This window comes from Actinoplanes sp. GCM10030250 (assembly GCF_042666575.1).
Classification (GTDB): Bacteria; Actinomycetota; Actinomycetes; order Mycobacteriales; family Micromonosporaceae; genus Actinoplanes.
The window spans coordinates 75,343-101,943 of the sequence record NZ_JBHTDO010000017.1 but is presented as its reverse complement, the minus strand read 5'-3'; the positions used below and the strand labels follow the sequence as shown (position 1 = coordinate 101,943).

23 protein-coding genes are annotated in these 26,601 nt (G+C 70.0%); 12 read left to right on the top strand and 11 right to left on the bottom strand.

Annotation, left to right across the window (positions count from 1 at the left end; translation table 11 throughout):
• Nucleotides 1–20 precede the first annotated feature (20 nt).
• Nucleotides 21–1,031 carry an alpha/beta hydrolase gene (locus ACFQV6_RS22230; protein ID WP_378029460.1) on the bottom strand — a complete coding sequence of 337 codons (1,011 nt, stop codon included), beginning with the start codon at nt 1,029–1,031 and terminating at the stop codon, nt 21–23.
• 127 nt (nt 1,032–1,158) lie between these two features.
• Between ACFQV6_RS22230 and ACFQV6_RS22225 the strand changes: the two genes are divergently transcribed.
• The 3 genes from ACFQV6_RS22225 to ACFQV6_RS22215 all read left to right on the top strand — a co-directional run bounded on the left by ACFQV6_RS22225 (nt 1,159) and on the right by ACFQV6_RS22215 (nt 6,397).
• Nucleotides 1,159–2,205, top strand: a complete 1,047-nt coding sequence (locus tag ACFQV6_RS22225) for a LacI family DNA-binding transcriptional regulator (protein ID WP_378029459.1) — start codon at nt 1,159–1,161, stop codon at nt 2,203–2,205.
• 152 nt (nt 2,206–2,357) lie between these two features.
• A complete protein-coding gene (locus ACFQV6_RS22220; protein WP_378029458.1) occupies nt 2,358–4,220 on the top strand; it encodes a ricin-type beta-trefoil lectin domain protein in 1,863 nt (620 codons plus the stop codon).
• Nucleotides 4,220–6,397 (top strand): carbohydrate-binding protein, encoded by a 2,178-nt coding sequence (locus ACFQV6_RS22215; protein WP_378029457.1) that lies wholly within the window; start codon nt 4,220–4,222, stop codon nt 6,395–6,397. The genes ACFQV6_RS22220 and ACFQV6_RS22215 overlap by 1 nt, the downstream gene beginning before the upstream one ends.
• Before the next feature lie 61 nt (nt 6,398–6,458).
• Here the strand turns inward: ACFQV6_RS22215 and ACFQV6_RS22210 are convergent, their stop codons facing one another.
• Nucleotides 6,459–7,358 (bottom strand): hypothetical protein, encoded by a 900-nt coding sequence (locus ACFQV6_RS22210; protein ID WP_378029456.1) that lies wholly within the window; start codon nt 7,356–7,358, stop codon nt 6,459–6,461.
• Nucleotides 7,359–7,422: 64 nt separating this feature from the next.
• Between ACFQV6_RS22210 and ACFQV6_RS22205 the strand changes: the two genes are divergently transcribed.
• Together ACFQV6_RS22205 and ACFQV6_RS22200 are read left to right on the top strand one after the other, a co-directional pair.
• Nucleotides 7,423–7,947 (top strand): acyl-CoA thioesterase, encoded by a 525-nt coding sequence (locus ACFQV6_RS22205; protein ID WP_378029455.1) that lies wholly within the window; start codon nt 7,423–7,425, stop codon nt 7,945–7,947.
• Nucleotides 7,948–7,967: 20 nt separating this feature from the next.
• Nucleotides 7,968–9,935 (top strand): acetoacetate--CoA ligase, encoded by a 1,968-nt coding sequence (locus tag ACFQV6_RS22200; protein WP_378029454.1) that lies wholly within the window; start codon nt 7,968–7,970, stop codon nt 9,933–9,935.
• Here the strand turns inward: ACFQV6_RS22200 and ACFQV6_RS22195 are convergent.
• Nucleotides 9,918–10,646, bottom strand: coding sequence for a TIGR03089 family protein (locus ACFQV6_RS22195; protein WP_378029453.1), 729 nt, complete (start codon nt 10,644–10,646; stop codon nt 9,918–9,920). The two genes, ACFQV6_RS22200 and ACFQV6_RS22195, sit on opposite strands and share 18 nt — an antisense overlap.
• A 179-nt stretch (nt 10,647–10,825) precedes the next feature.
• Here ACFQV6_RS22195 and ACFQV6_RS22190 point away from each other — a divergent pair, with 179 nt between their 5' ends.
• Nucleotides 10,826–11,971 (top strand): glycosyltransferase family 4 protein, encoded by a 1,146-nt coding sequence (locus ACFQV6_RS22190; RefSeq protein ID WP_378029452.1) that lies wholly within the window; start codon nt 10,826–10,828, stop codon nt 11,969–11,971.
• Nucleotides 11,972–12,011: 40 nt separating this feature from the next.
• Nucleotides 12,012–13,109, top strand: a complete 1,098-nt coding sequence (locus ACFQV6_RS22185; protein WP_378029538.1) for a mannose-1-phosphate guanylyltransferase — start codon at nt 12,012–12,014, stop codon at nt 13,107–13,109.
• 49 nt (nt 13,110–13,158) lie between these two features.
• Here ACFQV6_RS22185 and ACFQV6_RS22180 read toward each other — a convergent pair whose 3' ends face one another.
• The 3 genes from ACFQV6_RS22180 to cofD are packed head-to-tail and all read right to left on the bottom strand — an operon-like array spanning nt 13,159 to nt 15,738.
• Nucleotides 13,159–13,722, bottom strand: a complete 564-nt coding sequence (locus tag ACFQV6_RS22180; RefSeq protein ID WP_378029451.1) for an NUDIX hydrolase — start codon at nt 13,720–13,722, stop codon at nt 13,159–13,161.
• Nucleotides 13,719–14,753 (bottom strand): coenzyme F420-0:L-glutamate ligase, encoded by a 1,035-nt coding sequence (locus tag ACFQV6_RS22175; RefSeq protein ID WP_378029450.1) that lies wholly within the window; start codon nt 14,751–14,753, stop codon nt 13,719–13,721. Before ACFQV6_RS22175 ends, ACFQV6_RS22180 begins: the two co-directional genes overlap by 4 nt.
• 28 nt (nt 14,754–14,781) lie before the next feature.
• Nucleotides 14,782–15,738: a 2-phospho-L-lactate transferase gene (gene cofD, locus ACFQV6_RS22170; RefSeq protein WP_378029449.1), complete on the bottom strand. Its 957-nt coding sequence runs from the start codon at nt 15,736–15,738 to the stop codon at nt 14,782–14,784.
• A 135-nt stretch (nt 15,739–15,873) separates the two neighbouring features.
• On the opposite strand from cofD, the gene ACFQV6_RS22165 reads away from it, so the two are divergent.
• The 3 genes from ACFQV6_RS22165 to ACFQV6_RS22155 all read left to right on the top strand — a co-directional run bounded on the left by ACFQV6_RS22165 (nt 15,874) and on the right by ACFQV6_RS22155 (nt 20,142).
• On the top strand, nt 15,874–16,890 hold the full coding sequence (locus tag ACFQV6_RS22165; RefSeq protein ID WP_378029448.1) for a hypothetical protein: 1,017 nt from the start codon (nt 15,874–15,876) through the stop codon (nt 16,888–16,890).
• Nucleotides 16,891–17,025: 135 nt separating this feature from the next.
• Nucleotides 17,026–19,554, top strand: a complete 2,529-nt coding sequence (locus ACFQV6_RS22160) for a bifunctional FO biosynthesis protein CofGH (RefSeq protein ID WP_378029447.1) — start codon at nt 17,026–17,028, stop codon at nt 19,552–19,554.
• 330 nt (nt 19,555–19,884) lie between these two features.
• The gene (locus tag ACFQV6_RS22155; protein ID WP_378029446.1) at nt 19,885–20,142 is read left to right on the top strand and encodes a WhiB family transcriptional regulator; all 258 of its coding nucleotides are present in this window, start codon (nt 19,885–19,887) and stop codon (nt 20,140–20,142) included.
• A gap of 131 nt (nt 20,143–20,273) precedes the next feature.
• Here ACFQV6_RS22155 and ACFQV6_RS22150 read toward each other — a convergent pair whose 3' ends face one another.
• Nucleotides 20,274–20,780, bottom strand: a complete 507-nt coding sequence (locus ACFQV6_RS22150) for a metallopeptidase family protein (RefSeq protein ID WP_378029445.1) — start codon at nt 20,778–20,780, stop codon at nt 20,274–20,276.
• A gap of 156 nt (nt 20,781–20,936) precedes the next feature.
• Between ACFQV6_RS22150 and ACFQV6_RS22145 the strand changes: the two genes are divergently transcribed.
• The gene (locus ACFQV6_RS22145; protein WP_378029444.1) at nt 20,937–21,299 is read left to right on the top strand and encodes a DUF3499 domain-containing protein; all 363 of its coding nucleotides are present in this window, start codon (nt 20,937–20,939) and stop codon (nt 21,297–21,299) included.
• 192 nt (nt 21,300–21,491) lie between these two features.
• Here ACFQV6_RS22145 and ACFQV6_RS22140 read toward each other — a convergent pair whose 3' ends face one another.
• The 4 genes from ACFQV6_RS22140 to ACFQV6_RS22125 form a co-directional block, all read right to left on the bottom strand.
• The gene (locus ACFQV6_RS22140; RefSeq protein ID WP_378029443.1) at nt 21,492–22,352 is read right to left on the bottom strand and encodes a polysaccharide deacetylase family protein; all 861 of its coding nucleotides are present in this window, start codon (nt 22,350–22,352) and stop codon (nt 21,492–21,494) included.
• A 326-nt stretch (nt 22,353–22,678) separates the two neighbouring features.
• On the bottom strand, nt 22,679–23,056 hold the full coding sequence (locus tag ACFQV6_RS22135) for a DUF779 domain-containing protein (protein ID WP_378029442.1): 378 nt from the start codon (nt 23,054–23,056) through the stop codon (nt 22,679–22,681).
• A gap of 3 nt (nt 23,057–23,059) precedes the next feature.
• The gene (locus tag ACFQV6_RS22130) at nt 23,060–24,583 is read right to left on the bottom strand and encodes an aldehyde dehydrogenase family protein (protein ID WP_378029441.1); all 1,524 of its coding nucleotides are present in this window, start codon (nt 24,581–24,583) and stop codon (nt 23,060–23,062) included.
• Nucleotides 24,584–24,625: 42 nt separating this feature from the next.
• Complete coding sequence (locus ACFQV6_RS22125) at nt 24,626–25,879, bottom strand: GAF domain-containing protein (RefSeq protein WP_378029440.1); 1,254 nt, start codon at nt 25,877–25,879, stop codon at nt 24,626–24,628.
• 59 nt (nt 25,880–25,938) lie between these two features.
• Between ACFQV6_RS22125 and nfi the strand changes: the two genes are divergently transcribed.
• Nucleotides 25,939–26,598, top strand: coding sequence for a deoxyribonuclease V (gene nfi / locus ACFQV6_RS22120; RefSeq protein ID WP_378029439.1), 660 nt, complete (start codon nt 25,939–25,941; stop codon nt 26,596–26,598).
• Nucleotides 26,599–26,601 lie beyond the last annotated feature (3 nt).

Sequence of the window (26,601 nt, the reverse complement as noted above, 5' to 3'; positions counted from 1 at the left end):
TTTTCCCGGAAATCGCCTGGTCATGCGGCGTTCTTTCCAAGAGTGATCTCCGCCATCGCACGCAATGACGACGTACCCGGTACGAAGTACCCGTCGTGGCCGGCCGCGTCCGCGCAGGGCAGGGGCAGCGCACCGAACGCCGGGTCGACCGGCAGGCGGCCGTGACCGACGCCGAAGATGCGCAGACCGGGCAGGCGCCGGGTCCAGTCGTCGGGGGCGCTGCCGGCCCACACCCGGGCACCCGTGTGGAGAGCAGCCCGATTCGGTACGCCCATCCCGGGACTGCCGATCGCCACGACGTCGGTGACCTGCGGCCCGAGGTGCGACACCGCACGACCGGCGACGATCGACCCGTAGCTGTGGCCGATCAGGGTGATCTCCCGATCCGGCCGGTCCTGCACCAGGCCACCGACGAACCGTTCCAGGGCGAGCGCTCCGGACGCCGCCAGGTCTTCGCGGAACGCGTCACGCCGTACACCGTCGGGGGTGTCGTAACCCAGCCACGCGATCACCGCGACCGGCGCACCCGGCGAGAGAGCCTGGATCTGCTCGTGCAGTTGCCGCGCCTGCCAGGCGGGCGCCCGGTGGCGGACGCCGCCGAGCCCGGTGTCGAAGTTGGCGAGCTCGGTCTCCACGCCCGGGATGAGGACCGCCACCCGGCTCGCGGTCGCGAGGTCGCCCAGCACCTCGGCGACCAGCCCGTCGCCGCGCCGGTCCAGGGTGAGGATCTGCCGGTCCGTCCAGCCGGGGTCGCGGTTCGCCGCGTAGCGCAGATTGAGCGGCACGCCGTCGAGGTTGCCGACGACCTCCGGATAGCGCCGGACGAGATCGTCGGCCTCGGCCGGCGGCAGGCCCGCGAACCAGCCGGACACCTGGGCCGCGGTGGCGGTGCCCGGGTCGGGCAGGTTGCGCGGATCGGCGAGCCACTCCGCCTGCCGTGGCAGGGCCGGTGCGACCGCCGCGGTGGGGCCGAACAGCCACACCGCGGGGCCCGCGAGCAGCAGTGCCGTGACGATCCAGATCCGATTCATGACTGGTCCTCCCCGTCGATGTGATGCGTTGCGACGGGAAAGGTAGGTCCGGGGAATCGTCGTGTTCGTCAATCCACGGAGCCAGATGACCCCTAGTACTCAGGTATCAGCGTCTATGCTCGCGGCGATGAAACACGGGGATGAAACAACGCCGCCGCGTGCCACCGTCCGTGACGTGGCCGCGCAGACCGGCCTGTCGATCGCCACGGTCTCCCGCGTGCTGAACGGGCGGTCCAACGTCGCACCGCACACCCGGGACCGGGTGCTCAGCGCGATGGGCAACCTCGGCCGGCAGGCGCCGCAGCGCCGGGGCGGCCGGGCCGAGCGCGCCACCGGCGTCTACCTGCGCTGCCCGTACGTGCTGACCGACTACTTCGGACTGATCGTCTCCGCGGTCGCCGAGGCCCTCGAGCCGCACGGGCTGGAGGTGATCCTCAACGCCGGGGTGGCCGCCCAGCGCGACCGGGTGCTGGCCGGCCTGACCGGGCGGCGCGACGTGGCGGGCGCGGTGCTGATCCTGCCGCCCGAACCCGGCGCCGAGCTGGTCCGGCTGCGCGATCGGGGCTTTCCGTTCGTGGTGGTCGACCCGCGTACGCCACCGCCGCGCAACATCGCCGCCGTGTCCGCCGCGCACTTCTCCGGTGCCCGCCTGCTCACCACACACCTGGTCGAGCTGGGTCACCGGCGGATCGGCATCATCGGCGGGCCGCGCGACTGGATGGCCAGCGACAACCGCTTCGCCGGCTACCTCTCCCCGCTGGCCGACGCCGGTGTGCTGCCGGCGCCGGAGCTGACCCGGTTCGTCGCCGAGCCCACCACCGAGCTCGGGCACCGGGCCGCGGCCGAGCTGCTCGACCTGCCGGAGCGGCCGACGGCGCTCGTCGCGTTCAACGACAAGATGGCGGTCGGTGCGTTGCGGGCGGCGGCCGAACGCGGCCTGCGGGTGCCCGAGGACCTGTCGGTGACCGGTTTCGACGACATCGAGATCGCCGAGGCGTGCCATCCGATGCTGACCACTGTCCGGCAGCCGCTCGGCGAGATGGGGAGGATGGCGGTCAACCTGCTGCTGCGGATGCTCAGCGCGCACCGGCTCGACGCGCTGCACGTGGAACTCGCCACCGAACTCGTGATCCGCGGTTCGACCGCCCCGGCGCGCTTGTCATCAACCCCCTGACGTGTTTCACGGTTCCGGAACCGGAACAGAGCAATCCGGAACCGCATTTCATTGACTGGCCTTAATTGGTAAAGGTTTCCTTCCTGTTACGTCGTCCCCTTGCCGCCGAGCCGAAAGTGCCCGGGCCAAGACGAAGCAACAGGGAGGTCCTCATGTCCCTCCGCAGGATGCTGCTGGCCGCAGCCTTGGGAGTGTCCGCCGGTGCCATCGCGGTCGCCCCGCCCGCGACCGCCGCCGGAGAAACCGTCACCGTTCACCTCACCACCACTTCGGACAGTGGCGGCCGCACTGTCACCCGCGGCCTGCAGCAGCAGGCGAACGTAGCGTTCGGCCCGGCCGGTGGCACGGCCAACCAGACCATCAACGTCAACGAGGGCGTCACCTACCAGACCTTCGAGGGCGGTGGCGCGTCGATCACGGACACCACCGCGTACCTGCTGCGCGGCGGCCCGATCAGCGCCGCCACCCGGGACAGCGTGATGGCCAAGCTGTTCAGCCCGGCCCAGGGCATCGGCCTGTCGTTCGTCCGCAACCCGATCGGCGCGTCCGACCTCTCCCGGCCCGGCAACGTATCGCTCGACGACACGTGCTGCGACCTCAACGACTTCAACACCAACGGGTACGACACGAACGTCCGCGTGCTCACCCAGCAGGCCCGGCAGCTCAACCCGGCGCTGCGGGTGAAGGGCGTGCCGTGGAGCGCGCCCGGCTGGATGAAGGACAACGGCCGGATGGACCAGATGGGCTGGCTCAAGTTCGAGCACTACCCGACGTACGCCCAGTACCTGGTCAAGTACATCCAGAGCTACCAGGCCGCTGGTGTGCCGGTGAACTACATCTCGGTGCAGAACGAGCCGAACTGCTGCCAGGCCGCGAACCCGACGGCGATGAACTACCCGGGTATGAGCTGGAACCCGTCCGGGCTCGTCGAGTTCACCAAGAACTTCGTCTACCCGGCGTTCCGGGCGGCCGGCATCACCACGAAGGTGCTGATCCACGACTGGAACTACGGCGACTACGCGAACTTCGGCGCGGCCATCCTCGGCGACGCCGGCGTCCGCAACGACCCGCTCTTCGGTGGCATCGCCTGGCACGGGTACGCCGGTGACCCGGCGGTCGGCACCCAGGTCCACAACGCGTACCCCTCGGTGAAGCAGTTCAGCACCGAGCACTCGGGTGGCACCTGGATCACCAACCAGCACAACGAGGACATGGCCGACATCGTCAACTACACCCGGAACTGGAGCAGCAGCCTGGTCAAGTGGAGCCTGGCGCTGAACCAGAACATGGGACCGCACAACGGCGGCTGCGGCACCTGCACCGGCCTGATCACCGTGCAGGAGGGCGGCAGCAGGGCCGGCCAGGTCGACTACACCGTCGAGTACTACACGACCGGCCACCTCACCAAGTTCGTGAAGCCGGGCGCGGTACGGATCGACTCGAACAACACGGCGGTGCAGAACGTCGCCTGGCGCAACCCGGACGGCTCCAAGGCCCTGATCGCGCACAACGGCGGCACCTCCGCCCAGTCGGTACGCGTCAACTGGTCCGGACAGTCCTTCGTGTACAACCTGCCGGCCCGCACCACCGCCACCTTCACCTGGTCCGGCAGCGGTACGGGCAATCCGCAGCCCGGCGGCACGATCACCGGCCTGGCCGGCAAGTGCGTGGACGTGGCGAACGCCGCGACCGGGAACGGCACCGCGATCCAGCTCTACACGTGCAACGGCAGCACCGCGCAGCAGTGGACGAGGGCGAGTGACGGCACCCTGCGCTCACTCGGCAAGTGCCTCGACACCAGCGGGCCGAGCAGCGCCGACGGCACGGTCACCCACCTCTGGGACTGCCACACCGGCACCTCGCAGAAGTGGACCTACGACACCGCGACGCAGCGGCTGGTCAACCAGTACGCGAACAAGTGCCTCGACGTGACCGGCAACAACTCGGCCGACGCCACCAGGCTGCAGATCTGGACCTGCGGCACCGGCGCCAACCAGAAGTGGGTGCTGAACTGATGCTTCTCAAGTCGCTGGTGGCGGCCACGGTCGCCACCACCGCACTGACCGGGATCCCCACGCACGGTCGCGAGCCGGTGGTCACCGGGACCTACTCGGCCGGTGCCGCGAAATGGCAGGACCTGCCGGCAACGAAGCTGACCAGGAAGGACAAGCAGAGCGAAGCCACGGTTGTCATCGACCCGAGCCGGACAAGGCAGGACTACACCGGGATCGGGTTCTCCATCGACGAGACGAGCGTCTCCAACCTGTGGAAGCTCACCCCGGCCGAGCGGGAGCGCGCGATCCGGCTGCTCGTCGATCCGCGTTCCGGCGCGGGCCTGGACCGGTTCCGGCTCACCATCGGCAGCCCGGACCTGATCGAGCATCTGCCGTTCTGGTCCTACGACGAGCTTCCCGAGGGTGTCACCGAGGATTGGAACCTCAGGTACTTCTCCATCCAGCGCGACATCGACCTGCACATGGTCGAGACCGTCAAGCTGATCCAGAAGTACAACCCGAAGGCCACCTTCCTCGCCTCGGCGTGGAGCGCGCCGGCCTGGATGAAGACGAACAACAGGTTCACCGGCGAGGTGGCCCTCAAGCCGGGCAGCACCACCGAGCACTACCAGGTGGGCAGGCTGCGCGACGACTGCATCGACGTGTTCGCGCGGTACTACGTCAAGTACCTGCAGGCGTACGCGAGGCACGGCATCAAGGTCGATGCGATCACGCTGCTCAACGAGCCCGGGATGGACGTGGTCTACCCGGCCATGGACATCACTGTCGAACAGCAGAAGAAGCTGACCGTTGCGGTCAAGCGGGAGTTCCGGAAGGCGGGGCTGCGCACCGAGCTCTACGTCCACGACTTCAACTTCTGGGACTGGCGCGACCCGAACAGCACCGCCACCAAGAACTATCACCGGATCTTCGAGGACCCGGCGACGAAGAGGGCGGCGGACGGCATCGCGTTCCACCCGTACTGGGGTGATCCGGCGGTGATGCGGGACGCGTACGAGGAGACCGGCAAGCCGGTGCACCTGACCGAGACCAGCGACCTGTCGGCAGCGACGGTGCTCGCCGACTTCCGGCTGGACGCGAGCTCGTACATCCTCTGGGCGCAGACCACCGATCAGGACGGCGGGACCCTGCACTGGACGGACAAGCGGGACAACAACGTGGACTGGGAGGAGGTCGGGCGTACCAGCAAGTGGCCGAACCGCCTGGTCAAGGTCGACACCACCACGAAGGCCTTCACGGTGCGCGACGAGCTCTACCAACTGGGGCAGTTCGCGCGGTACCTGAGGCCGGGCCATGTCCGGGTGCAGTCGAGCAGCACCGGTGACGGGATCAGCAACGTGGTGTTCCGGGACGGGAACGACTACGTGGCGGTGCTGCGTAACGCCGGTGCTGCGAACACCTCGGTCGAGGTGGTGGCGGGGGAGCGGTCCTTCGTGACGACGGTGCCGGCACAGGCGTACGCAACCTATCGCTGGACCGACCGGACGCGCCCGTCGCGGCACAACCACGCACCGGTCCTGGCCGGCGTGCCCGGCGTCGTCGCCGACCAGTACTCGACAGTGACCATTCCGCTGCGCGCGACCGACCGTGACGGCGACCGTCTCTCCTACTACGCCACCGATCTCCCCGCCGGGGTTCGCCTGGACGCGGCCAGCGGCACCGTCACCCTGACGCCGACGGTTGCGGGCGAGAGTGACCTCACGGTCGCGGTCACCGACGGGCAGGGGTACGACGAAACCACTGTGCACCTCGCAGTCCGCCCCCACGGTGCGCCGGCTGATGCGACGGTCGAGGCCGAAGGTTATGCCGAACAGCACGGCTGGACCGAGGGCGGCGCCAACTTCATCGAGAGCAACGCCGCCGCCAGCGGTGGACGTAACGTCGGCTGGACCGCACCCGGCAACTGGCTCAGGTACCGGATCGATCTCGCCGAGACCGGCACCTACCAGCTCGAACTCGGCGTGGCCACCGGTGGGGGCGCCGCGGTGCCGGACGCGATCTCGATCCGGGACGCCGCCGGGCAGGTGCTCGCCACGGTCACCGTGCCGGACACCGGAGGCTGGGGTGCCTACCAACCCGTACGGGTTCCGGTGGAATTGTCATCCGGCGATCAACTACTCACCGTTTACTGTGAAGCCGGAGGGTTCAATCTGGACTACCTCCGGCTGACAAGGTAGGGGCTGGTCAGTCAACCGGCTGCCGGAGGCGGGCCACAAGCTCTCCTCCGGCAGCTTTGTGTCACGGCACGACGACCTGGGTCTTGTCCTCGTCGTCGGCGGGCTTCGCCGGCTTCGCGGGCGGGATGGCGAGCATGGTGGTCGGCTCGGCATCGGTCTCGACCGGCTTCGGTTCGACGACCGTGACCTCGGTTGCCTCCGCCGGCGTGACCAGCATGGTCGTGGGTTCGGCCTCAGCCTTCGCCTCAGCCGCCTCCGCCTTCGTGGCCGCGACCGGAATGGCCACGGTCTGATCCGCGACCGCGACCGGAAGGGCAACGGTACGGTCCGCTGCCGCGATCGGCATGGCCACGGTGCGGTCGGCGGATGCGGCCGGCATGGCGGGCATGGCGACGGTGCGGTCGGCGGCGGCCGGGGTGCCGAGCGGGACAGTGAGGTCAGCCGCCGGGTGGCCGGTGCCGGCGCGGAACACGGTCGTCTCGGCGATCGAGGCCGGGATGCCCGCCACCTTCGCCGAGCCACGGAAGCGGCCGATCTCACCGATGATCGGCAGGACCGGCGGCTCGTAGCGGGCCCAGCGGCGGGCGCTCAGCGCGGTGCCCAGCAGCGGAATCGCGAGCAGCCCGGCGAGACCGTAGCCGGGCCGGCTCAGGTCGAAGCCCTCCTTCGCCACCTCCGGCGCCCAGAGCGCGGCGTACGCCGCGGGTGAGTTCCACGCCCACACGGTGATGCCCAGGAACGCCGCACCGGCGAGGACCGGGCCGGCGGGGGAGACCGGTGCGAACGTGAGGATCGCGAAGAGGATGCCGGAGAAGATCAGGAGCAGCAGGCCGGAGACCGACTCGGCGGCGAAGAGCTCCCGGCCACGGCTGGAGAGATCATGGGTGAAACCCACTCCGGCCAGCACCCAGATTGCCGGGGCCAGTACGAGCGCATAGAAGATCGACCTGACGTGACGCATGATCGGGCACGCTACCGCGCAAGAGCAAGAGCGACGACAACGCGGGCGTCGTAACGTACCGGCCATGGAAGATCAGCAAGCCGGGCGCCCGATCTCGCTGTCCCGGGTCACCCTCAGCCGGATCATGACCGCGGTGGACGTGAACCTCTACGGCACCGTGCACGGCGGCGTCCTGATGAAGTTCGTCGACGACGTGGCCGGTGCCGCGGCCGCCCGGCACAGCGGCGGCACTGCTGTCACCGCGGCGATCGACGAGATCGTCTTTCTCGAGCCGGTCCGGGTCGGTGACCTGGTCCACGCGTACGCGCAGGTCAACTGGACCGGCACCAGCTCGATGGAGGTCGGCGTGAAGCTGGCCGCGGAACGCTGGGACGCGGTCGGCGCGACACCGATCCCGGTGGCCACCGCCTACCTGGTGTTCGTGGCTGTGGACGTGGCCGGGAACCCGCGCCGGGTGCCGCCGGTCCTGCCCGAGGACACCGCCGATCAGCGGCGGTTCACCGAGGCGCTGATCCGCCGGGATCACCGCCTGGCACGCCGGCGAGCCATCCAGAAAGCCCGTGCCGAACATCACCCGGACGTCGTCTGAACCGCCGTTAGGGTGTGGTGATGACGATAGGCGAGGTGACGGCCGGCACAGTGCTGTGGGAGCCGGCGGCGGACGCCAGGGCGAACACCCGGATCGGCCACTATCTGGCCTGGCTCGAGCGGGAGCGCGGGCTCTCCTTCCCGGACTACGCGGCGCTCTGGGAGTGGTCGGTCACCGATCTGACCGGTTTCTGGCAGTCGATCTGGGACCACTTCGGGGTGGTGGCGCACGAGCAGCCGATTGCCGTGCTCGGTGACGACGGCATGCCGGGGGCGACGTGGTTCCCCGGCGCCACGCTGAACTACACGGAGAACGTGCTGCGGATGCCGGGGCGCGGCGATGACGAAACAGTCGTTTTTGCGTACTCCCAAAGCCGTGAGCCGATCCGAATGACCGCCCGGCGGCTGCGCGACGAGGTCCGCCGGGTCCGTGCCGGGCTGAAGGCCCGTGGTGTCGGCAAGGGTGACCGGGTTGCGGCCTATGCGCCGAACATCCCCGAGACCTACGTGTTGATGCTCGCGGCCGCGAGCCTCGGCGCGATCTTCTCGTCGTGCGCGCCCGAGTTCGGTGCACGCAGCGTCATCGACCGATGGATCCAGATCGAACCGAAAGTGCTGGTGGCGACCGACGGCTATCGGTACGGCGACAAGCCGATCGACCGTCGTGCCGAGATTTCCGCGATCGAGGCGGCGATCCCGTCCATCAAGCACGTCATCACCATCGGTTACCTCAACGGCGGCGGCGACTGGGACGAGCTCGGTGGCGACGACCCGCTGACGTTCGAACCGGTGCCGTTCGATCACCCGCTCTACGTGCTCTACAGCTCCGGCACGACGGGCCTTCCCAAGCCGATCGTTCACGGTCACGGCGGCATCCTGTTGGAGCACCTCAAGGTCCTGGCGCTGCACCACGACCTCGGCCCGTCGGACCGGTTCTTCTGGTTCACCACCACCGGCTGGATGATGTGGAACTACCTGGCCAGCGGCCCGGCCGTCGGCGCGTCGATAGTGATGTTCGACGGTAATCCGGCGTGGCCGAGCCTGTCCGCCCTCTGGGACCTGGTCGACACCGCCGGGATCACCTACTTCGGCACCTCGGCGCCGTTCCTGATGGCCTGCCGCAAGGCCGGCCTCACCCCGCGCAAGCGGCTCAAGGGTGTCGGCTCGACCGGCGCGCCGCTGCCGCCGGAGGGCTTCGCCTGGGTCTACGAGGCGGTCGGCACGGACCTCCAACTGCTCTCGCTCTCCGGCGGGACCGATGTGTGCACCGGTTTCGTGGGCGGAGCACCGCTGCTCCCGGTCCGCGCCGGGGTGATCGCCTGCCGGATCCTCGGTGCCCGGGTCGAGGCCTTCGACGGCGAGGGCAAGCCGGTCATCGGGGAGCTGGGCGAGCTGGTGATCACCGCGCCGATGCCGAGCATGCCCGTCGGCTTCTGGAACGACACGGACGGCAGCCGCTACCGGGAGGCCTATTTCGACGTCTTCCCGGGCGTCTGGCGGCACGGCGACTGGATCACCATCGGTGCGGACGGCACCTGCGTGATCACCGGGCGTTCCGACGCGACCCTCAACCGGGGCGGTGTGCGCCTCGGCACCGCCGAGTTCTACTCGGTCGTCGAGGGCCTGCCCGAGGTGGCCGACTCGCTCGTCATCCACCTCGACAAGCCCGGCGATCCCAACGGTGAGCTGCTGCTCTTCGTCGTGCTCACCGACGGGACCGAGCTCGACCAGACCCTTCGCGGCCGGATCGCGCGAGAGCTGCGTGCGGCGCTTTCGCCGCGGCACGTGCCCGATGCGACCTATCGGGTACGGGCAGTGCCGCGCACGCTGTCCGGCAAGAAACTCGAGGTACCGGTGAAGCGGATCCTCACCGGTACGCCTGTGGAGTCGGCGGCGGCCAAGGGCGCCCTGGCGAACCCGGAATCCCTGACCGCCTTCGCCGAGCTGGCCGTCTCCCGTGCCGACCCCCGGTCAGACCAGCGTCACTGAGACCTTCTCGGTGGTGGAGCGGGCCTCCAGCTTGCTCCGGTCCAGGTTGGCGCAGAGCACCACGGACGCGCCCGCCACCAGCGGCGCGAGCAGCCAGTCGGTCAGGTCCGGGTGTGCGGCGGTGTCGATCAGCACCCGGTCGCCGGCGCCGATGCCCAGCTCGGCGGCGCGGGCGACGGCCGCTTCGATGGCCTCGGAGTGGCAGAGCTCGTAGGGGCCGGCGAGAGCCAGGTCGGCGGGTGCGACAGGGGCGCCCCGGTAGTGGTCGCCGTGGTTGCGAACCTCTGTCACGTAGTCGGAGTAGCCCTCGGGGAGGGTGCGCAGCGGCATGGCCAGGGGAAGTAGGCCGGTCGCGTACCGGTCGCCGGTGGGCCAGCCGGCGGCGGCGTCGACCCGGTCCGGGGTGGTGAAGAGGGCTTCGACCGGGTGGGCGGCGTCGTCACCGAGGTCGGCCGCGACTCCGGCGACCGACACGCCGAGGAGCAGGGCCGCGGTCTGCCAGTGCGGCGGGAGCAGCAGGGCCACTGTGTCGCCGTGGCCCAGGCCCACGCCGTCGATCAGCAGGTTCGCCGTTTTCGAGACCCAGTTCTCCAATGTCACGCCGGAGAGTTCGGTGCGGTCGCCGGTCGCGTCGTCGTACCAGGTGAGCAGCGGTGCGGCCGGGTCGCGGCGGACCGCTTCCGCGAACGCCTGCGGGATCGTGTTGTTCACCGTCCTCACGATAGATGGGTCACTGTATGTAATCGGGCAGGAGCGCCATCGGCGTGCCGGTGTCGCGGACCCTCTCCTGCCGCGTTCCAGGCGTACCCTCGACGGTGACGTTGGCGACCCGCAACGTCGGAAAGTTCCGCCGCAGCATCGGTACGTCAGAGACGCCAAGGAGATGCCTCGTGACCCCCGGTCGCCCCCCGCGAGTGCTGGTCGACGCCACTAGTGTCCCCGCCGACAGAGGCGGTGTCGGCAGATATGTCGACGGCCTGCTCGGAGCCCTGGGACAGCTGGGTCCCGACCGCGTCGACCTGGCCGTTGTGGCGCAGCGTTCGGATGCGGAGCGTTACCGCCGCATGCTCCCCGAGGCCGAGGTCCTTCCCGGCCCGGCAGCGATCGTGCACCGCCCCGCTCGCCTCGCCTGGGAGCAGACCGGTTTGCCGCTGCTCGCCCAGCAGGTCGGTGCCGAAGTCCTGCACTCGCCCTTCTACACCTGCCCGCTGCGAGCCGGATGCCCGGTTACCGTCACGGTGCACGACGCGACGTTCTTCACCGAGCCGGAGCATTACGACAACACCAAGCGGACGTTCTTCCGCAGCGCGATCAAGACCTCGCTGCGCCGGGCCGCCCGGGTGATCGTGCCCAGCAAGGCGACCCGGGACGAGCTGATCCGCCTGCTCGATGCCGACCCGACCCGCATCGACGTGGCCTACCACGGTGTGGACCAGTCGGCGTTCCACATGCCCAGCGACGAGGAGAAGGCCCGGGTGCGCGCCCGGCTCGGCCTCGGCGACTCCGGCTACGTCGCGTTCCTCGGCGCCAAGGAGCCCCGCAAGAACGTGCCCAACCTGATCCGGGGCTGGGCCCGCGCGGTCGCCGACTGGCCGAACCCGCCGGCTCTGGTCCTGGCCGGCGGTCAGGGGCACGACGACGACATCGACCGGGCCGTCGCCGAGGTGCCGCCGCACCTGCGGCTGCTGCGGCCGGGCTATTTGAGGTATGCGGACCTGCCCGGCTTCCTCGGCGGGTCGCTTGTCGCCTGCTACCCGTCGTTCGGTGAGGGTTTCGGCCTGCCGATCCTGGAGGCGATGGCCTGCGGCACGCCGGTGCTCACCACGCCCCGCCTATCGCTGCCGGAGGTCGGTGGCGACGCGGTGGCCTACACCACCGAGGCGCCCGAGCGGATCGCCGAGGACCTGGCCGACCTCCTGCACGACGCCGAGCGCCGCGGGACCCTCGCGAAGGCCGGTTTCGACAGGGCCAAGGAGTTCACCTGGAACTCCAGCGCGGAGGTACACGTAACGACTTGGACTCGGGTCGCGGCTTGATCTTCAACTAAACTCTCCGCACATGAGCGACGAACAGGCCGTGCTGTACGGGGTGGTTCTGGCCGGGGGCACCGGAACCCGTCTCTGGCCACTGTCCCGCGCCGGTCATCCCAAGTTCCTCCACCCGCTGACCGGCACCGAGGCGTCCTTGTTGCAGGCCACGGTGGACCGGCTGGACACGCTGACCTCCCCCGAACGGACCTTTGTGGTGACCGGCGTGGCGCACGCCGCAGCCGTGTCCCGGCAGCTCAGCGCGGTGCCCGAGGAAAACGTCCTGGTCGAGCCGTCACCGCGCGACTCGTGCGCGGCGATCGCCCTGGCGGCCGCGGTCATCGCCCGGCGCGATCCCGACGCGGTCATGGGCTCGTTCGCCTCGGACCACCTGATCGCCGACAAGGCGAGCTTCGCCGAGGTGATCCGGAAAGCGATCGCCGGCGCCAAGCAGGGCCTGTTGATGACGCTGGGTATCACTCCGACCCGCCCGGAGACCGGCTACGGCTATCTCCAGTGCGGCGAGGCCGGCGAGGGCTCCCTGCTGAAGGTCGAGGAGTTCAAGGAGAAGCCGTCGTACGACGTGGCCGAGAGCTACGTGAAGTCCGGCAACTACCTGTGGAACGCCGGCATGTTCGTCTGGCGTGCCGACACGTTCCTCGCCGAGCTGGCCCGCCAGCAGCCCCAACTCGCGGCGGGCGTCAGCCGGATCGCGCAGGCGTGGGACACCGCGGGCCGCGAGGAGGTGCTCGGCGAGGTTTGGCCGACGCTGCCGCGGATCTCGGTGGACTACGCGGTGATGGAGGGCGCGGCGGCGGTCGGCCGGGTCGGCACCATCCCCGGCGACTTCGGCTGGAACGACGTCGGCGACTTCCACACCCTCGGCGAGGTGCTCACCGCGGACCCGTCCGGCAACGTGATCGTGGGCCGCAGCGGCGACGTGGAGCGGCCGACCGTGCTGCTGCGCGACTCGGAGGGCCTGGTCGTGCTGCCCAGCTCGGGCCGGCTGGTGGCGGCCATGGGCGTCCGCGATCTGATCATCGTGGACACCCCGGACGCGGTCCTGGTCTGCCCCCGCGAGCGGGCGCAGGAGGTCAAGCAGCTGGTCGACGAGCTGAAGGAGCTCGGCCACCACGGTTACATCTAGCCAGGTCACATCCAGGTGCTGTCCCGCGTGATCCGCGGGCGGACCCCGGCTAGCGCTTTCGGTTCAGGCGGTCCAGGGCTGGTGCGATCTGGCGGACGGTGCCGGAGGCGAGAGGGCTGGGCAGGGCGTCCGCGGTGAACCAGCCCAGGTCGGCGGACTCGTCGCTGATCTGCTCGGTGGCGCCGGCCGGGCTGCGGACCAGGAACCGGACGTCGAAATGCACCGACGGTTCCGCGGGAGCCCCGTCCGCCGCCCCGCAGCGGACCTCGTGGACGTCCACGTCGATCGGGTCCTCGTCGACGGTCAGGCCCGCGATCCCGGACTCCTCGGTGGCCTCGCGCAGCGCGGCGGCGGCGAGGGTGCTGTCGCCGGCTTCGCAGTGCCCGCCGAGCTGCATCCAGAGGCCGAGCCGGCCGTGCAGGCAGAGCAGGACACGCCCGGCCACGTCGACGACCAGGGCGCTCGCGGTGACGTGACCGGCCCGGTGCGCCCGGGTCATCGCGGCCGGGCCGTCGGCGAGCAGGTCGAGGGTGCGCTTGCGGGCCAGGTCGGCCTCGCCGGAGGTGGCGGTCCAGGTGGTGAGCACGCGGACGGCGTCGTCGTACAGGGTCATGCGGGCGCTCCGAAGGTCAGGGTGACGCCCTCGTCGTCGATGACGGCGGTGGTGGTGATGCCCTCGGCGGCGAGGGCGGCCCGCAGGCGGTGGGCGTCGGTGCCGGTGCGGAGCAGTGCGGCGGCGCCGTCCTGAGCGGGGGTCAGGCGGATGCCGTCGGTGCGCATCTCCAGGAGGGCGGTGAGCAGGCCGTCGAGGGTGCTGAGGGCGCGGTTCACCGCGGCCGGGGCGACGGTTTGGTCCGGGGCGGGCGTGGGGGCGGATGGGGTCGCGGGGAGGCGTGCCGCCGCTATCAGGCCCCGGGTGTGTGCTTCGGCCGTACCCAAACTGAACATGTCGCCGGCAGCCTCCCGGACCAGCACCGCGGCGCCCGCGCCACCACCCGGGCCGTGGGGGTAACCGCGCACCACCGCGACCGGAACGCGGTCGCGCTTGCCCTTGACCAGCTCGGCCGCGGCCGAAAGCTCGTCGATCACGGCCATCTGGGTGAGGCTCAGCTCGTTGCCGTAGGGATCGATCTCGCCGCGGTGATCGCGGAGCGCCTCGATGCCCGCGGCGCCCAGCGCGACGTCGGTGAGCCCGTTGCGCCACGCGCGGCCCATCGTGTCCGAGATGATGACCGCCACGTCCAGCCCGCGCCGCAGGAAGTCGTCGCGCAGGGCGCGGGCCGAGCCGTCCGGGTCGGCCGGAAGCAGCACGAGGTGGGTCTTGTCGACGTTCGAGGCGTCGATCCCGGCGGCGGCCATCACAAAACCGTGGTGCGTCTGGACGATCGTGGTGGCGCCGCGCCTGGCCACGACCCGGGCGGTCTCGCCGGCCAGCACCCGCTGCCGGGCCTCCTCGCGCTCCGGGCCGTCGGCCGGCACCTCGACCAGGCGCCCCTCGGCCTTCGAGACGATCTTGCTGGTCACCACGAGGACGTCGCCGTCGGCCAGCCACGGCGCGGCAGTCATGATCATTTCCGCTAGGTCGTCGCCGGCGGTGACGTCGCCGATGCCGCGGACCGGCAGAATCTCCAGGCCGTCGCTCATCCGATTCCGCCGATCTTCAGAGTCTCGCTCATCCGATTCCGCCGATTTTCAGCGCGTCGGCGACCATCTGGGCGGTGGCCTGTTCGTCGCGCATCCAGAGCGGCACGGCGCGGGTGGCCACGCCGGGCACCTCGGCGCCGGCGTCGGACTCGTCGACCAGCCAGGCGTCCAGCAGGCCGCCGTCGGCGCGCGGGCCGTACATCCGGCCGACACCCGCCGCGCTCACCTCGACCTCCAGCGTGGCCAGGCACTTGTCGGCCATGCCGCGCACCGGCGCGCCACCGATGATGGGCGACACACCGACGACCGGCGCCGGGCCGTCCGCCACGGCCTTCCTGAGCTGGGGTACGGCGAGAATCGGCGCGATGCTGACCACCGGGTTGCTGGGGGCGACAAGTACCACGTCGGCGCCCGCGATCGCGTCCAGGACACCCGCACCCGGCTTGGCGGTCTCCGCGCCCACGAAGACGAAGTTGTGCGTCGGCACCTCGCCGCGGTACCGCACCCACCACTCCTGGAAGTGGATCGCCTTGCGCTCGCCCTCGACGTCGGCGACGACGTGGGTCTCCAGCCGGTCGTCGGTGGCGGGCAGCATCGTGATGCCGGGCTGCCAGCGCTCGCACAGCGCGGCGGTGACCGCGGAGAGCGGGTAGCCGGCGTTCAGCATCGTGGTGCGTACGAGATGGGTGGCCGTGTCCTTGTCACCCAGTCCGAACCAGGAGGGCTCCACGCCGTACTTCGCGAGCTCCTCCTTGATCACCCACGACTCGCCGACGCGGCCCCAGCCACGCTCCGGGTCGGCGGCGCCGCCCAGCGTGTACATGACGCTGTCCAGGTCGGGACAGATTTGCAGGCCGTGCATGCGTACGTCGTCGCCGACGTTGACGACAGCCGTTACTTCGGCGCCGATGGCGCGGGCGTGCGCACGCACGCCGAGGAGGAACCGGGCACCGCCGATGCCCCCGGTGAGGACCACGATCCGCATTCCCTCATCCTCGCGCACCCGCGTCGCGGCTACGGGTTGCGGGTATCGGTTTACGCTGTGCCCCTCGATCCCCGCACCTCGCGCACCGCACTGTGAATCGCCCTGACATCGTCGTTCATCGCACCGGGAGTAATCGTGACCACTGGACCGCAGCCCTCGCCGCCCGGCGAGAAACCGATAGGGCAGTTTCTCCGGCCGCTGCGCGACCTCGCCGTGTACGTGCTGGCCGCCGTGCCCGCCGTCCTGCTCTTCGTCGCCGTCATCGACCTGTTCGGTACCGACTTCGTCGGGCGCACCCGGTACAGCTTCGGCAGCTTCGTGAACCTGGTGACGATCTTCTTCCCGCTGGCCGCGGTGCTGCTGGCCCTGGGCGTGAAGCCGCTCCACCCGAAATCGAAGGTGATCGTGCTGGCCGCGCTCGTCGAGTACGGCGTGGTCGCGTTCTTCGGGCTGATCTTCGGCGTGCTGTTCGGGATCAGCGGGATCGCCTCGGACGACCCGGGAGCGGCCTTCACCGAGCTTCTGGTGCGGGTTTCCTGGCTTGCCGTGTTCGGGCTGGCGGCGTATGCGGTCGTGCAGATCTGGCGTGGCGTGTTCACTGTGCCCCGGCCGCCGCAGCAGCCGGGCGTCTACGGCCAGCCGCAGTACGGTCACCCGCAGCACGGTCACCCGCAGCACGGTCAGCCGCCGTTCGGGCAGGCTCCCTACGGGCAGCCGTACGGTCAGCCCGCCCCGCCGCCCGGCCAGCCGCCCTTCGCCCAGCAGCAGCCGCCGTTCGGTGCGCCGCAGCCCGGATACCCCCAGCAGCCCGGATATCCGCAGCAGCCGGGTTACCCGGCTCCCGGTGCTCAGCCTGTTCCCGGAGCTCAGCATCCTGGTGCCCAGCCTCCCGGTGCCCAGCATCCTGGTGCTCAGCCTCCCGGTGCTCAGCCGCCTTACGGGCAGCCGCAGCCTGGTGGGCAGCCTGCCTGGAACCAGCCGCCGGTTCCGACGCCGCCCGTCTCCGGGGCACCGGCGCCGGGCGCCCAGGTGTCGGGTGTGCCGTTCTCCGAGCCGACCCAGGTCGTGCCGAAGGCCGAGGACCGTACCGAGAAGATCCCCGACGACCGCCCGGGATTCGGTCCGGCCGACCAGGACCCGCCGCGGCACTGAGCTTGACCGGCCCGGGCGCATGCCTCACGGCATTGCCCGGGCCGATCGCGTCCGGGCCCGGCACGTGTTTCACGACACTGCGCGGGCCCGCCGGGCACAGCGGCACCGGAAACGATTCCGGCCTAGGCTGCTTGCGTGGTAGAGGTCAACGTGGAACCGGTACCGACCGAGGCGAGCATCCGCCGCGCACTGCGCCGCGCCGCCGACGGGAAAGCGATCGACGTCGACGAGGCGACCGCGTTGCTCGCGGCGACCGGCGACCAATTCGACGAACTGCTGGCCATCGCCGGCGGCGTGCGAGACGCGGGCCTGCGTGAGGCTGGGCGGCCGGGCGTCGTCACGTACTCCCGCAAGGTTTTCATTCCCCTGACCCGGCTCTGTCAGGACCGGTGTCACTACTGCACCTTCGCCACCGTCCCGCACCGGCTGCCGGCCGCGTTCCTGGAGCGCGACGAGGTCCTGGAGATCGCCCGCCAGGGTGCGGCGCAGGGCTGCAAGGAGGCGCTGTTCACGCTCGGCGACCGGCCGGAGGAGCGCTGGCCGGCGGCCCGGCAGTGGCTGGACGAGCGTGGTTACGACTCGACCCTGGACTACGTCCGGGCGTGTGCGATCGCCGTGCTCGAGGAGACCGGCCTGTTGCCGCATCTCAACCCCGGCGTGATGAGCTGGAACGAGCTGCAGCGGCTGAAGCCTGTCGCACCGAGCATGGGCATGATGCTGGAGACCACCGCCACCCGGCTCTGGTCCGAGCCGGGCGGCCCGCACTACGGCTCGCCGGACAAGGAACCCGCGGTCCGGCTCCGGGTCCTCGACGACGCCGGCCGGGTGGGCGTCCCGTTCACCACGGGCATCCTGATCGGCATCGGTGAGACCGCCACCGAGCGGGTGGAGTCGCTCTTCGCGATCCGCCGCACCGCCCGCGAGTACGGGCACGTTCAAGAGGTCATCATCCAGAACTTCCGCGCCAAGCCGGACACCGCGATGCGCGGGATGCCCGACGCCGAGCTGCGCGAACTGGCGGCGACCGTCGCCGTGGGCCGGATCATCATGGGTCCCCGGGCCCGGATCCAGGCCCCGCCGAACCTGATCGACGACGAGTTCTCCCTGCTGCTGCGCGCCGGGATCGACGACTGGGGCGGCGTGTCGCCGGTGACGCCGGACCACGTCAACCCGGAGCGGCCGTGGCCGCAGATCGACCAGCTCGCGGCGAGGTCGGCCGAGTCCGGTTTTGAACTGCGAGAACGACTCACCATCTACCCGGAGTACGTGCGCCGCGCCGAGGAGGGCTGGCTCGACCCGCGGTTGGCCGCGCACGTGACGGCCCTGTCCGGTCCGGACGGTCTCGCCCGGACCGTCTCACCGGTCGGGCCGGCCGGGACCGTCTCACCGGTCGGCTTGCCGTGGCAGGAGCCGGACGACGCGTTCGGTACCGGCCGTACGGATCTGTTCGCCACGATCGACACCTCCGGCCGGACCGGTGACCGCCGGTCCGATTTCGATGATGTCTACGGCGACTGGGACGAGGTGGCGGCGCACATCAAGAGCGCGCCGGCTCCGATGCCGACGGACGTGGTGGCGGCGCTGAAGCTGGCCTCCGAGGACCCTGCCGCGCTGCTGCTGGAGAAGCACGAGGACAAGGCCATGGCCCTGTTCAACGCGGACGGTGCGGCCCTCGACGAGCTCGCCCGGATCGCCGACGACCTTCGCAAGCAGGTCAACGGCGACGACATCACGTACGTGGTGAACCGCAATATCAACTTCTCGAACGTCTGCTATGTGGGCTGCCGGTTCTGCGCCTTCGCTCAGCGGGAGAAGGACGCCGACGCGTACCGGCTGTCGGTGGAGCAGGTCGCCGACCGGGCCGAGGAGGCGTGGCGGGACGGGGCGTCCGAGGTGTGCATGCAGGGCGGCATCGACCCCAAGATGCCTGTCACGGCGTACGCGGACCTGGTTCGCGCGGTCAAGGAGCGGGTGCCGGGGATGCACGTCCACGCGTACTCGCCGATGGAGATCGTCACGGCCGCGTCGAAGGCCGGTGTGTCCCTACGGGACTGGCTCACCGGGCTGAGGGAGGCCGGCCTCGGCACGATCCCCGGCACCGCTGCGGAGATCCTCGACGACGACGTGCGGTGGGTGCTCACCAAGGGCAAACTGCCGACCAAGACGTGGGTCGAGGTCGTCACGACCGCCCATCAGGTGGGCATCAGGTCAAGTTCGACAATGATGTACGGGCATGTCGACCACCCGCGACAGTGGCTCGGCCACTTCCGGGTGCTGGCCGGCATCCAGGACACGACGGGTGGGCTGACCGAGTTCGTGGCGCTGCCCTTCGTGCACACCAACGCCCCGATCTACCTGGCCGGCATCGCCCGCCCCGGTCCGACGTGGCGGGAGAACCGGGTGGTCCACGCGATGGCCCGGGTCCTGCTGCACGGCCGGATCGACAACATCCAGTGCTCCTGGGTGAAACTCGGCGACGAGGGTACGCGCGTCATGCTCAACAGTGGATGCAACGACCTCGGAGGCACCCTCATGGAGGAGACGATCTCCCGAATGGCCGGTTCGGAGCACGGTTCCGCGCGTACGGTTGCGGAGCTCAAGGAATTGGCCGCGTCGGCCGGTCGCCCCGCTGTCGAACGCACCACCGTGTACGGACGCCGGTGACGGCGTGATCCATTCGGCGGACCCGGGTCGGGGGACCCCCTGCCCCTAGGTCACAAAACGGGTTAAATTGGACTCGGGTGGCCGACCTGGCGTTACCTTCCGGTGGCTCCGGGAGATAGGGCTGGAACGGGACCGTGGAGCGTCCTCGACGCTTCGAGGAAACGGGCCTATTTAGCAGGTTCGGCTTGACGACGCACGTCTTACACGCGTGTAATTTTGGTGGGGTTGTGGGGACGATGTATCACTTTTGCGTCGAACCCACAGAAACACGCCGCGTGCGTGGGGGGTCAGCGTCGGCTTACGCCGACGCGGAAAAATGGAGGCACGCCGATGGAAGCGCAGGTTGAAGGGGTCGACCTGCTCGGGGACGCGCCCGAGTGGCAGGAGCGAGCACTGTGTTCGCAGACCGATCCCGAAGCATTCTTCCCGGAGAAAGGCGGCTCGACGCGCGAGGCGAAACGCATCTGCGGCCGCTGCGACGTGAAGGCCGACTGTCTGGAGTACGCACTCGGGCACGACGAACGTTTCGGAATCTGGGGTGGACTGTCCGAACGTGAACGTCGCAAGTTGAAGCGTCGGGTCGCCTGAGCCCGGCTCCTGGTCGCTCTTCGCTCTTCGGAGAACCGCGGAGCTTTCCGGGCTCTGTGGAGCTTTCTAAGCTTTCTGTGGAGCTTTCTGAGCTCTCTGTGGAGCTTTCCGGGCTCTCTTTGGAGTGACGGTCAGGCCAGTTCGTCCGGATCGACGCCGAGCAGGTTGGCTACCTGTTCGATGATCACATCGTGGACGAGGTCGGCGAGGTCCTCTCGGTCCATCGCCCGGAATTCCAGCGGGCGACGGTACAGCACGATCCGCGGCGGCAACTCGTGTCGCCCCGGACGGCCGGGCAGCAGCCTGGCCAGGGGAACCTCGCCGTCCTCGAGCACATCCGAGTCGTAGACGTTCAGCTCCGGGGGCACATCCTCGACCGCGAACTCGACGCCGGCCAGCTCCTTCGCGTAGCGCCGCTCCAGGCTCTCGACGGTGTCCAGCACCAGGTCGTCGAAGATTTCCGCCTTCGTGCGGGCCAGCGGCACCGTCGCCGGCACCAGCCGGCCGCGGAGGCCACGCCCGTGCCGGTCGCGCCGGGCGGGACGGCCCGGGCCGGAGGTGCGGGACGCCTTCGGTTCCGTCCGGCGGCGTTCGGGGCTGGTGGTCACGCGGTCAGCGTATCCCCACCTGAGCGACATCCGTGGTCAGGCGGGTCGCCTCGTGTGTCCGCGGCGTTAATTCGCCCCAACGGGGCGGCGTGTCTAACGACCATGGCCGAATCGTGATGCGGCCTGGGTCGGCGTGTCGCGGGGCAACACTCCCCAGAATCGCGAGCGGAGAGATAACGTGCCGCCGTGAGGTCACCACGGCGCTGCTCCCGGAACGGCTGTCCCCGACAGGCGGTCGCCACCCTGACCTACGTCTACAGCGATTCCACGGCCGTGGTCGGCCCCCTCGCCGCGTTCGCCGAGCCGCACACGTACGACCTGTGCGAGCCGCACGCCCGCAGCCTCACCGCCCCCCGAGGCTGGGAACTCGTCCGCCACGACGGCGACTTCGCACCCCCACCCCCCACCACCGACGACCTCGTGGCCCTCGCCGAGGCCGTCCGCGAGGCCGCCCGCCCGATCCACCCCCGCCCGGAAGACGCCGACCCCGGCCCAGGCCACCAAACCGGCCGCCGCGGCCATCTCCGCGTAATCCCCCCCTCCCACTAACCCGCGCCTGCGCCGCGCCTGCGCGCCTGCGCCGCGCCTGCGCCCCGTGCTCAGACGCTCAAGATCGCGGTTGGAGCGTGGCCGCTCTCGCGCCAGGGCGGTCAGCGTGGGTAGGCGCACGCATTGACGTTGCGGGCGGGGATTGGGTGTGCGCCGGGCCGTTCTGCGGCTCGGCGGGCGGAATCCGAGCGCTCAGAGGGCTACCAGGCGGAAGCGGTGGTGGAGCCACGGCAGCAGGGTGCGGTAGGCCTTGATGGTGTCCGGTTGGGCGTAGTCGTGGGAGAGCACGATCGCCCCCGGACGAGTGTGCCGCTTCACCAACCTGATGATCTTGTTGCAGTGCTGGCCGTGGGTTTCGTTCTTGGCGTGGTCCCAGTCGCGGGGGTCGACCTTCCAGTAGATGGAGGTCATGCCCATCTGGCGGGCTGTGGAGACCAGCGTGGGGGTGAAGTTGCCGCCCGGAGCGCGCATGAAGCGGATCTTCGCTTTCGGTGCGGCGGCGAGGATGGCGGCGTTGGTGCGCTCCAGGTCGGCCTTGATCTTGGCGGCTGGTTTCTTGCCGAGTTTGAGGTCGTGAATCCAGGAGTGGTTGCAGAGGGTGTGTCCGGCTTTGACGATGTCGCGGATCAGCTGGGGATGCCGCTTGGCCTGCCGCCCGACCACGCAGAAGGTGGCTTTGACCTTCTCCTTGGCGAGCATGCGCAGCAGCTGCGGCGTGTACTGCGGGTCGGGCCCGTCGTCGAAGGTCAGCGCCACGCCCTTGGTGCCGGTGGTGAGGCGGCTGCCGGCGGGGCCGGTGCGGACGTGCTTGTTGGCCGTTGCCTTCTCGACGCGGTCGGTGTCCGGCTTCGGCGCCGGTGCGTGCGACTTGGTGATGGCGGGTGACGGCGAGGCCGGTGCCGAAGCCGTGGTCACGGCCGCTGAGGGCGGTGCGACGGCTTGCGGCGACGTGTGAGGTGATGTCGTCTGGGCCGCGGCGGCCTGGCCCAGAAGACCGGTCATGATCAGCAGAGCGCTGATCGTGAGCGCCTTTCGGGTGTGTGACAGCCGCATCGAGATCCTCCCCAGGTCGTCGGCGACTGCGACGATGCCTGGGAAATGCGAAAAATGCCAGTCTGAGGTCGACTATTTGGCACGAATCAGGCATGAATCCATGCTCGTGTGCGTACGATGACCGCCCGTATCCGAAGGCACCAAGGTCTGGAAGCACCAAGATCTGGTGACGCAGGCGGCGGCCTGCCCGCAGCCGCCTGCGCCACGCTCGGGAGATCCGATGCCGCGCGGCCGGCCGACAGCGACCCACCGACCGCGACCCACCGACCGCGACCCACCGACCGCGACCCACCGACCGCGACCTACAGGCAGCGATCGATCGCGACCTACCGATCGCGGAGTGAGACCACCTCCTGCTCGGTGAGCAGCCGGGATCGGATCAGAAAGCGCACCCCCTCCGGCGCCTCCAGCGAGAACCCGGCGCCGCGCCCCGGCACCACGTCCACCGTCAGATGCGTGTGCTTCCAGAGTTCGAACTGACTCGCCGACATCCAGAACCTGATCGGCTCCGGCACCCCCTCGATCGCCAGAGACTCCAGCAGGACGTCGGAACCGCCGGTACGGAACTCGCCCTCCAGGTAGCACATCGGAGAGCTGCCGTCGCAGCAGCCGCCCGACTGATGGAACATCAACGGACCGTGCTGCTCCCGCAGCTGCCGCATCATCGCGGCGGCCGCGGGAGTCACGTCTACTCGGGTAGCCATGGCCTAGAAGAAGCCCATGGCCTTGGGGGAGTAGCTGACCAGCAGGTTCTTCGTCTGCTGGTAGTGGTCGAGCATCATCCGGTGGTTCTCCCGGCCGATGCCGGACTGCTTGTAGCCACCGAACGCGGCGTGCGCCGGGTAGAGGTGGTAGCAGTTCGTCCACACCCGGCCGGCCTTGATCGCCCGTCCGGCGCGGTACGCCTGGTTGATGTCCCGCGTCCAGACGCCGGCGCCCAGGCCGTACAGGGTGTCGTTGGCGACCTTGATCGCGTCGTCGAAGTCGGAGAACGGCGTGACCGAGACGACCGGTCCGAAGATCTCCTCCTGGAAGATCCGCATCGTGTTGCGGCCCTCGAAGATCGTCGGCTGTACGTAGTACCCGCCGGAGAGGTCACCGGACATCTCGGCGCGGGCCCCGCCGGTCAGCGCGCGGGCACCTTCCTGCCGGCCGATGTCCAGGTACGACAGGATCTTCTCCAGCTGGTCGTTGGAGGCCTGCGCGCCGACCTGGGTGTCGGTGTCCAGCGGGTTGCCCTGCTTGAGGTTCTCCACCCGCTTGACCCCGGCTGCCAGGAAGTCCGAGTAGTGGCTCTGCTGGATGAGCGCCCGCGACGGGCAGGTGCAGACCTCACCCTGGTTGAGCGCGAACATCGTGAAGCCCTCGAGGGCCTTGTCGTAGAACTCGTCGTCGGCGCGGCTGACGTCGTCGAAGAAGATGTTCGGGCTCTTGCCGCCGAGTTCCAGGGTGACCGGGATCAGGTTCTCGGAGGCGTACTGCATGATCAGGCGGCCGGTGGTGGTCTCACCGGTGAAGGCCACCTTGGCGACCCGGCTCGAGGACGCGAGCGGCTTGCCGGCCTCCACGCCGAAGCCGTTGACGATGTTCACCACGCCCGGCGGGAGCAGGTCGCCGATCAGCGAGAACAGGTAGTGGATCGAGGCCGGGGTCTGCTCGGCGGGCTTGAGCACCACGGCGTTGCCCGCGGCCAGGGCCGGTGCCAGCTTCCAGACCGCCATCAGGATCGGGAAGTTCCACGGGATGATCTGGGCGACCACGCCGAGCGGCTCGTGGAAGTGGTACGCCACGGTGTCCTCGTCCAGCTCGCCCGCGGTGCCCTCCTGCGCCCGGATCACGCCGGCGAAGTAGCGGAAGTGGTCGATGGCGAGCGGGATGTCGGCGGCCAGCGTCTCGCGTACCGCCTTGCCGTTCTCCCACGCCTCGGCGACGGCCAGCTTCTCGAGGTTCTGCTCCATCCGGTCGGCGATCTTGTTGAGGATGACCGAGCGTTCGGTGGGTGAGGTCCGTCCCCACGCGGGGGCCGCGCCGTGCGCCGCGTCCAGGGCCTTCTCCACGTCGTCCGCGGTGCCGCGGGCGATCTCGGTGAAGGTCCGGCCGGTCACCGGTGAGGGGTTCTCGAAGTATTGGCCCTTGGCCGGCGGGACGTACTCACCGCCGATGTAGTGGTCGTAGCGGGACTGGTAGCTGACGATGGCGCCATCGGAACCGGGCGGGGTGTAGATGGTCACGGTCCTGCCTCCGTACCTGTAGGGGGTCAGGCCGGAGGCTAATTACAACGACGTTGCAGGAAGGTTGCAGAGCGCGTACTCGCGGGAGAGTTCGGCGACGCGGCGGGCGGCGATCGGGTCGGTGGGCACGAGGGCCGCGTAGGCCTCCCAGATCTCCAGGTCGTCAGCGCCCCACGGGCTGCTCAGCCAGGATTGGACCAGGCGGCGGTCACCCGCCGCCAGCACGGCGGTGCGCAGGCGGTCGTCGATGCGGCGGCGCAGGCGGACCACACCGGGTGCGTCGGAGCCGGGCAGCAAACCTCCGGGGTACGCAGAAAGCGCCTCAGCCACCCGACCGTGATCCAGGAGACGGGCCACCGCGCCGAAGTCCACGTCGAGCTCGGCGCGCAGCCGGTACGGCCGGGAGTCGAGCAGTTCCGGTCCGAGGATGCGGCGCAGGCGCGACAACTCGGCGCGCACGGTCACCGGGTTGACGTCGTCGCCGTACAGGTCGAAGCCGAGCTGGTCACCGGTGCGGCCCTCCGGGTGCACGGTGAGCAGGACCAGCAGCTCGGAGTGGCGCCGGCCGAGCCGCATCCGCTTGCCGCCGACGGTGAGCAGCGCCTCGTCCCGGCCGAGCACGGACACCGCCGGGCGGTCCGGGACCCGATCGGCTCCCAGATACGCCTCGGCGGCCAGCGCGGTGGCCCGGACCAGCGCCAGGCTGTGCGGGTTGGCGAGGTGGTCCCCGCCGGTGACGTCGATCGCGCCGAGCAGCCGGCCGGTGGCCGGGTCGTGGACCGGTGCCGCCGCGCACGTCCAGCGCTGCACCGGGTGGGTGAAGTGCTCGGTGGCGAAGATCTGCAGCGCGTGGTCGACGGCGAGCGCGGTGCCCGGCGCGTTGGTGCCGGCGTGCGCCTCGTCCCAGCGGGCGCCGGGGACGAAGTTCATCGACTCGGCTCCGCGCAGCGTGGACGGGTGGCCCTCGACCCACAGCAGCCGGCCGTGCGCGTCGCAGACCGCCAGGATGTGGTCGCCGTCCTCGGCGAGGCCGCCCAGCAGGTCCCGGAAGATCGGCATGACCCTGGCGAGCGGGTGCGCCGACCGGTACGCCTCGAGGTCGGCGTCACCGATCTCGATCGGCGCGGTGCTGTCCGCCCCGATCCAGGCGGCCGAGCGCGCCCAGGAGTCGGCGACCACCTCCCGCATCCGGTCCGGCCGCCCCTCACCGGCGAGGAAGCTCTGATGGGCACGGCCGACCTGCCGAATCCGCTCGGCGGGGTCGTCTCCGGGAGTCAGCGCGAGCCACGGGTTCACCGGCAGCACCTCCAGACCCACCCATCGTGACGCCGATCACCGTGTGAGACAACTGTGCGGTGCAACCGTGGCCGCGTACCGAAGAAGAAGCCCTTGCCGTGCAGGACGCCCTGCGCTCCCGGGTGATCCTCACGCACGGACCCGCGTCCCCGGCCACCGTGGCCGGCCTCGACGTCGCCTACGACGGTGACCGGCTCGCCGCCGCGGTCGTGGTCCTCGACCTCGCCGACCTCTCGGTACGCGACACCGCGGTGATCCGAAGCCGCCCCGCCTTCCCGTACGTCCCCGGGTTGTTCGCCTTCCGGGAGGTTCCCGCCCTGCTGGAGGCCCTGGAGAAGCTCACCGTCCGCCCGGACGTGCTGATCTGTGACGGGCACGGGCTCGCCCATCCCCGCCGCTTCGGTCTCGCCTCACACCTGGGTGTGCTGACCGGTCTACCGGCCTTCGGCGTCGGCAAGACCCGTCTCGTCGGTGAGCACGAGCCGGTGGGGGAGGCGCGGGGTGATCGGTCGGCGCTGATCGACGCCGGGGAGACGGTCGGCGCGGTGTTGCGTACCCGCGACGGTGTGAAACCGGTGTTCGTCTCGCCCGGCCACCGGATCGACCTGGACACCGCGTGCGACCTGACCCTGCGGCTGACGCCCCGCTTCCGGCTGCCGGAGACCACCCGCGCAGCTGACCACGCCTGTCGTCTCGCGGTTGAAACCTTTCGGGGGTGATCG

What these genes read in the sequence shown, in the direction of transcription:
- ACFQV6_RS22175 (WP_378029450.1), bottom strand. Translation starts at nt 14,753, where the DNA reads ATGAGCGACGGCCTGGAGATTCTGCCGGTCCGCGGCATCGGCGACGTC.
- ACFQV6_RS22200 (WP_378029454.1), top strand. Translation starts at nt 7,968, where the DNA reads ATGACGATAGGCGAGGTGACGGCCGGCACAGTGCTGTGGGAGCCGGCG.
- ACFQV6_RS22180 (WP_378029451.1), bottom strand. Translation starts at nt 13,722, where the DNA reads ATGACCCTGTACGACGACGCCGTCCGCGTGCTCACCACCTGGACCGCC.
- ACFQV6_RS22140 (WP_378029443.1), bottom strand. Translation starts at nt 22,352, where the DNA reads ATGCGGCTGTCACACACCCGAAAGGCGCTCACGATCAGCGCTCTGCTG.
- ACFQV6_RS22135 (WP_378029442.1), bottom strand. Translation starts at nt 23,056, where the DNA reads ATGGCTACCCGAGTAGACGTGACTCCCGCGGCCGCCGCGATGATGCGG.
- ACFQV6_RS22230 (WP_378029460.1), bottom strand. Translation starts at nt 1,031, where the DNA reads ATGAATCGGATCTGGATCGTCACGGCACTGCTGCTCGCGGGCCCCGCG.
- ACFQV6_RS22220 (WP_378029458.1), top strand. Translation starts at nt 2,358, where the DNA reads ATGTCCCTCCGCAGGATGCTGCTGGCCGCAGCCTTGGGAGTGTCCGCC.
- cofD (WP_378029449.1), bottom strand. Translation starts at nt 15,738, where the DNA reads ATGCGGATCGTGGTCCTCACCGGGGGCATCGGCGGTGCCCGGTTCCTC.
- ACFQV6_RS22210 (WP_378029456.1), bottom strand. Translation starts at nt 7,358, where the DNA reads ATGCGTCACGTCAGGTCGATCTTCTATGCGCTCGTACTGGCCCCGGCA.
- ACFQV6_RS22205 (WP_378029455.1), top strand. Translation starts at nt 7,423, where the DNA reads ATGGAAGATCAGCAAGCCGGGCGCCCGATCTCGCTGTCCCGGGTCACC.
- ACFQV6_RS22155 (WP_378029446.1), top strand. Translation starts at nt 19,885, where the DNA reads ATGGAAGCGCAGGTTGAAGGGGTCGACCTGCTCGGGGACGCGCCCGAG.
- ACFQV6_RS22225 (WP_378029459.1), top strand. Translation starts at nt 1,159, where the DNA reads ATGAAACACGGGGATGAAACAACGCCGCCGCGTGCCACCGTCCGTGAC.
- ACFQV6_RS22150 (WP_378029445.1), bottom strand. Translation starts at nt 20,780, where the DNA reads ATGTCGCTCAGGTGGGGATACGCTGACCGCGTGACCACCAGCCCCGAA.
- ACFQV6_RS22215 (WP_378029457.1), top strand. Translation starts at nt 4,220, where the DNA reads ATGCTTCTCAAGTCGCTGGTGGCGGCCACGGTCGCCACCACCGCACTG.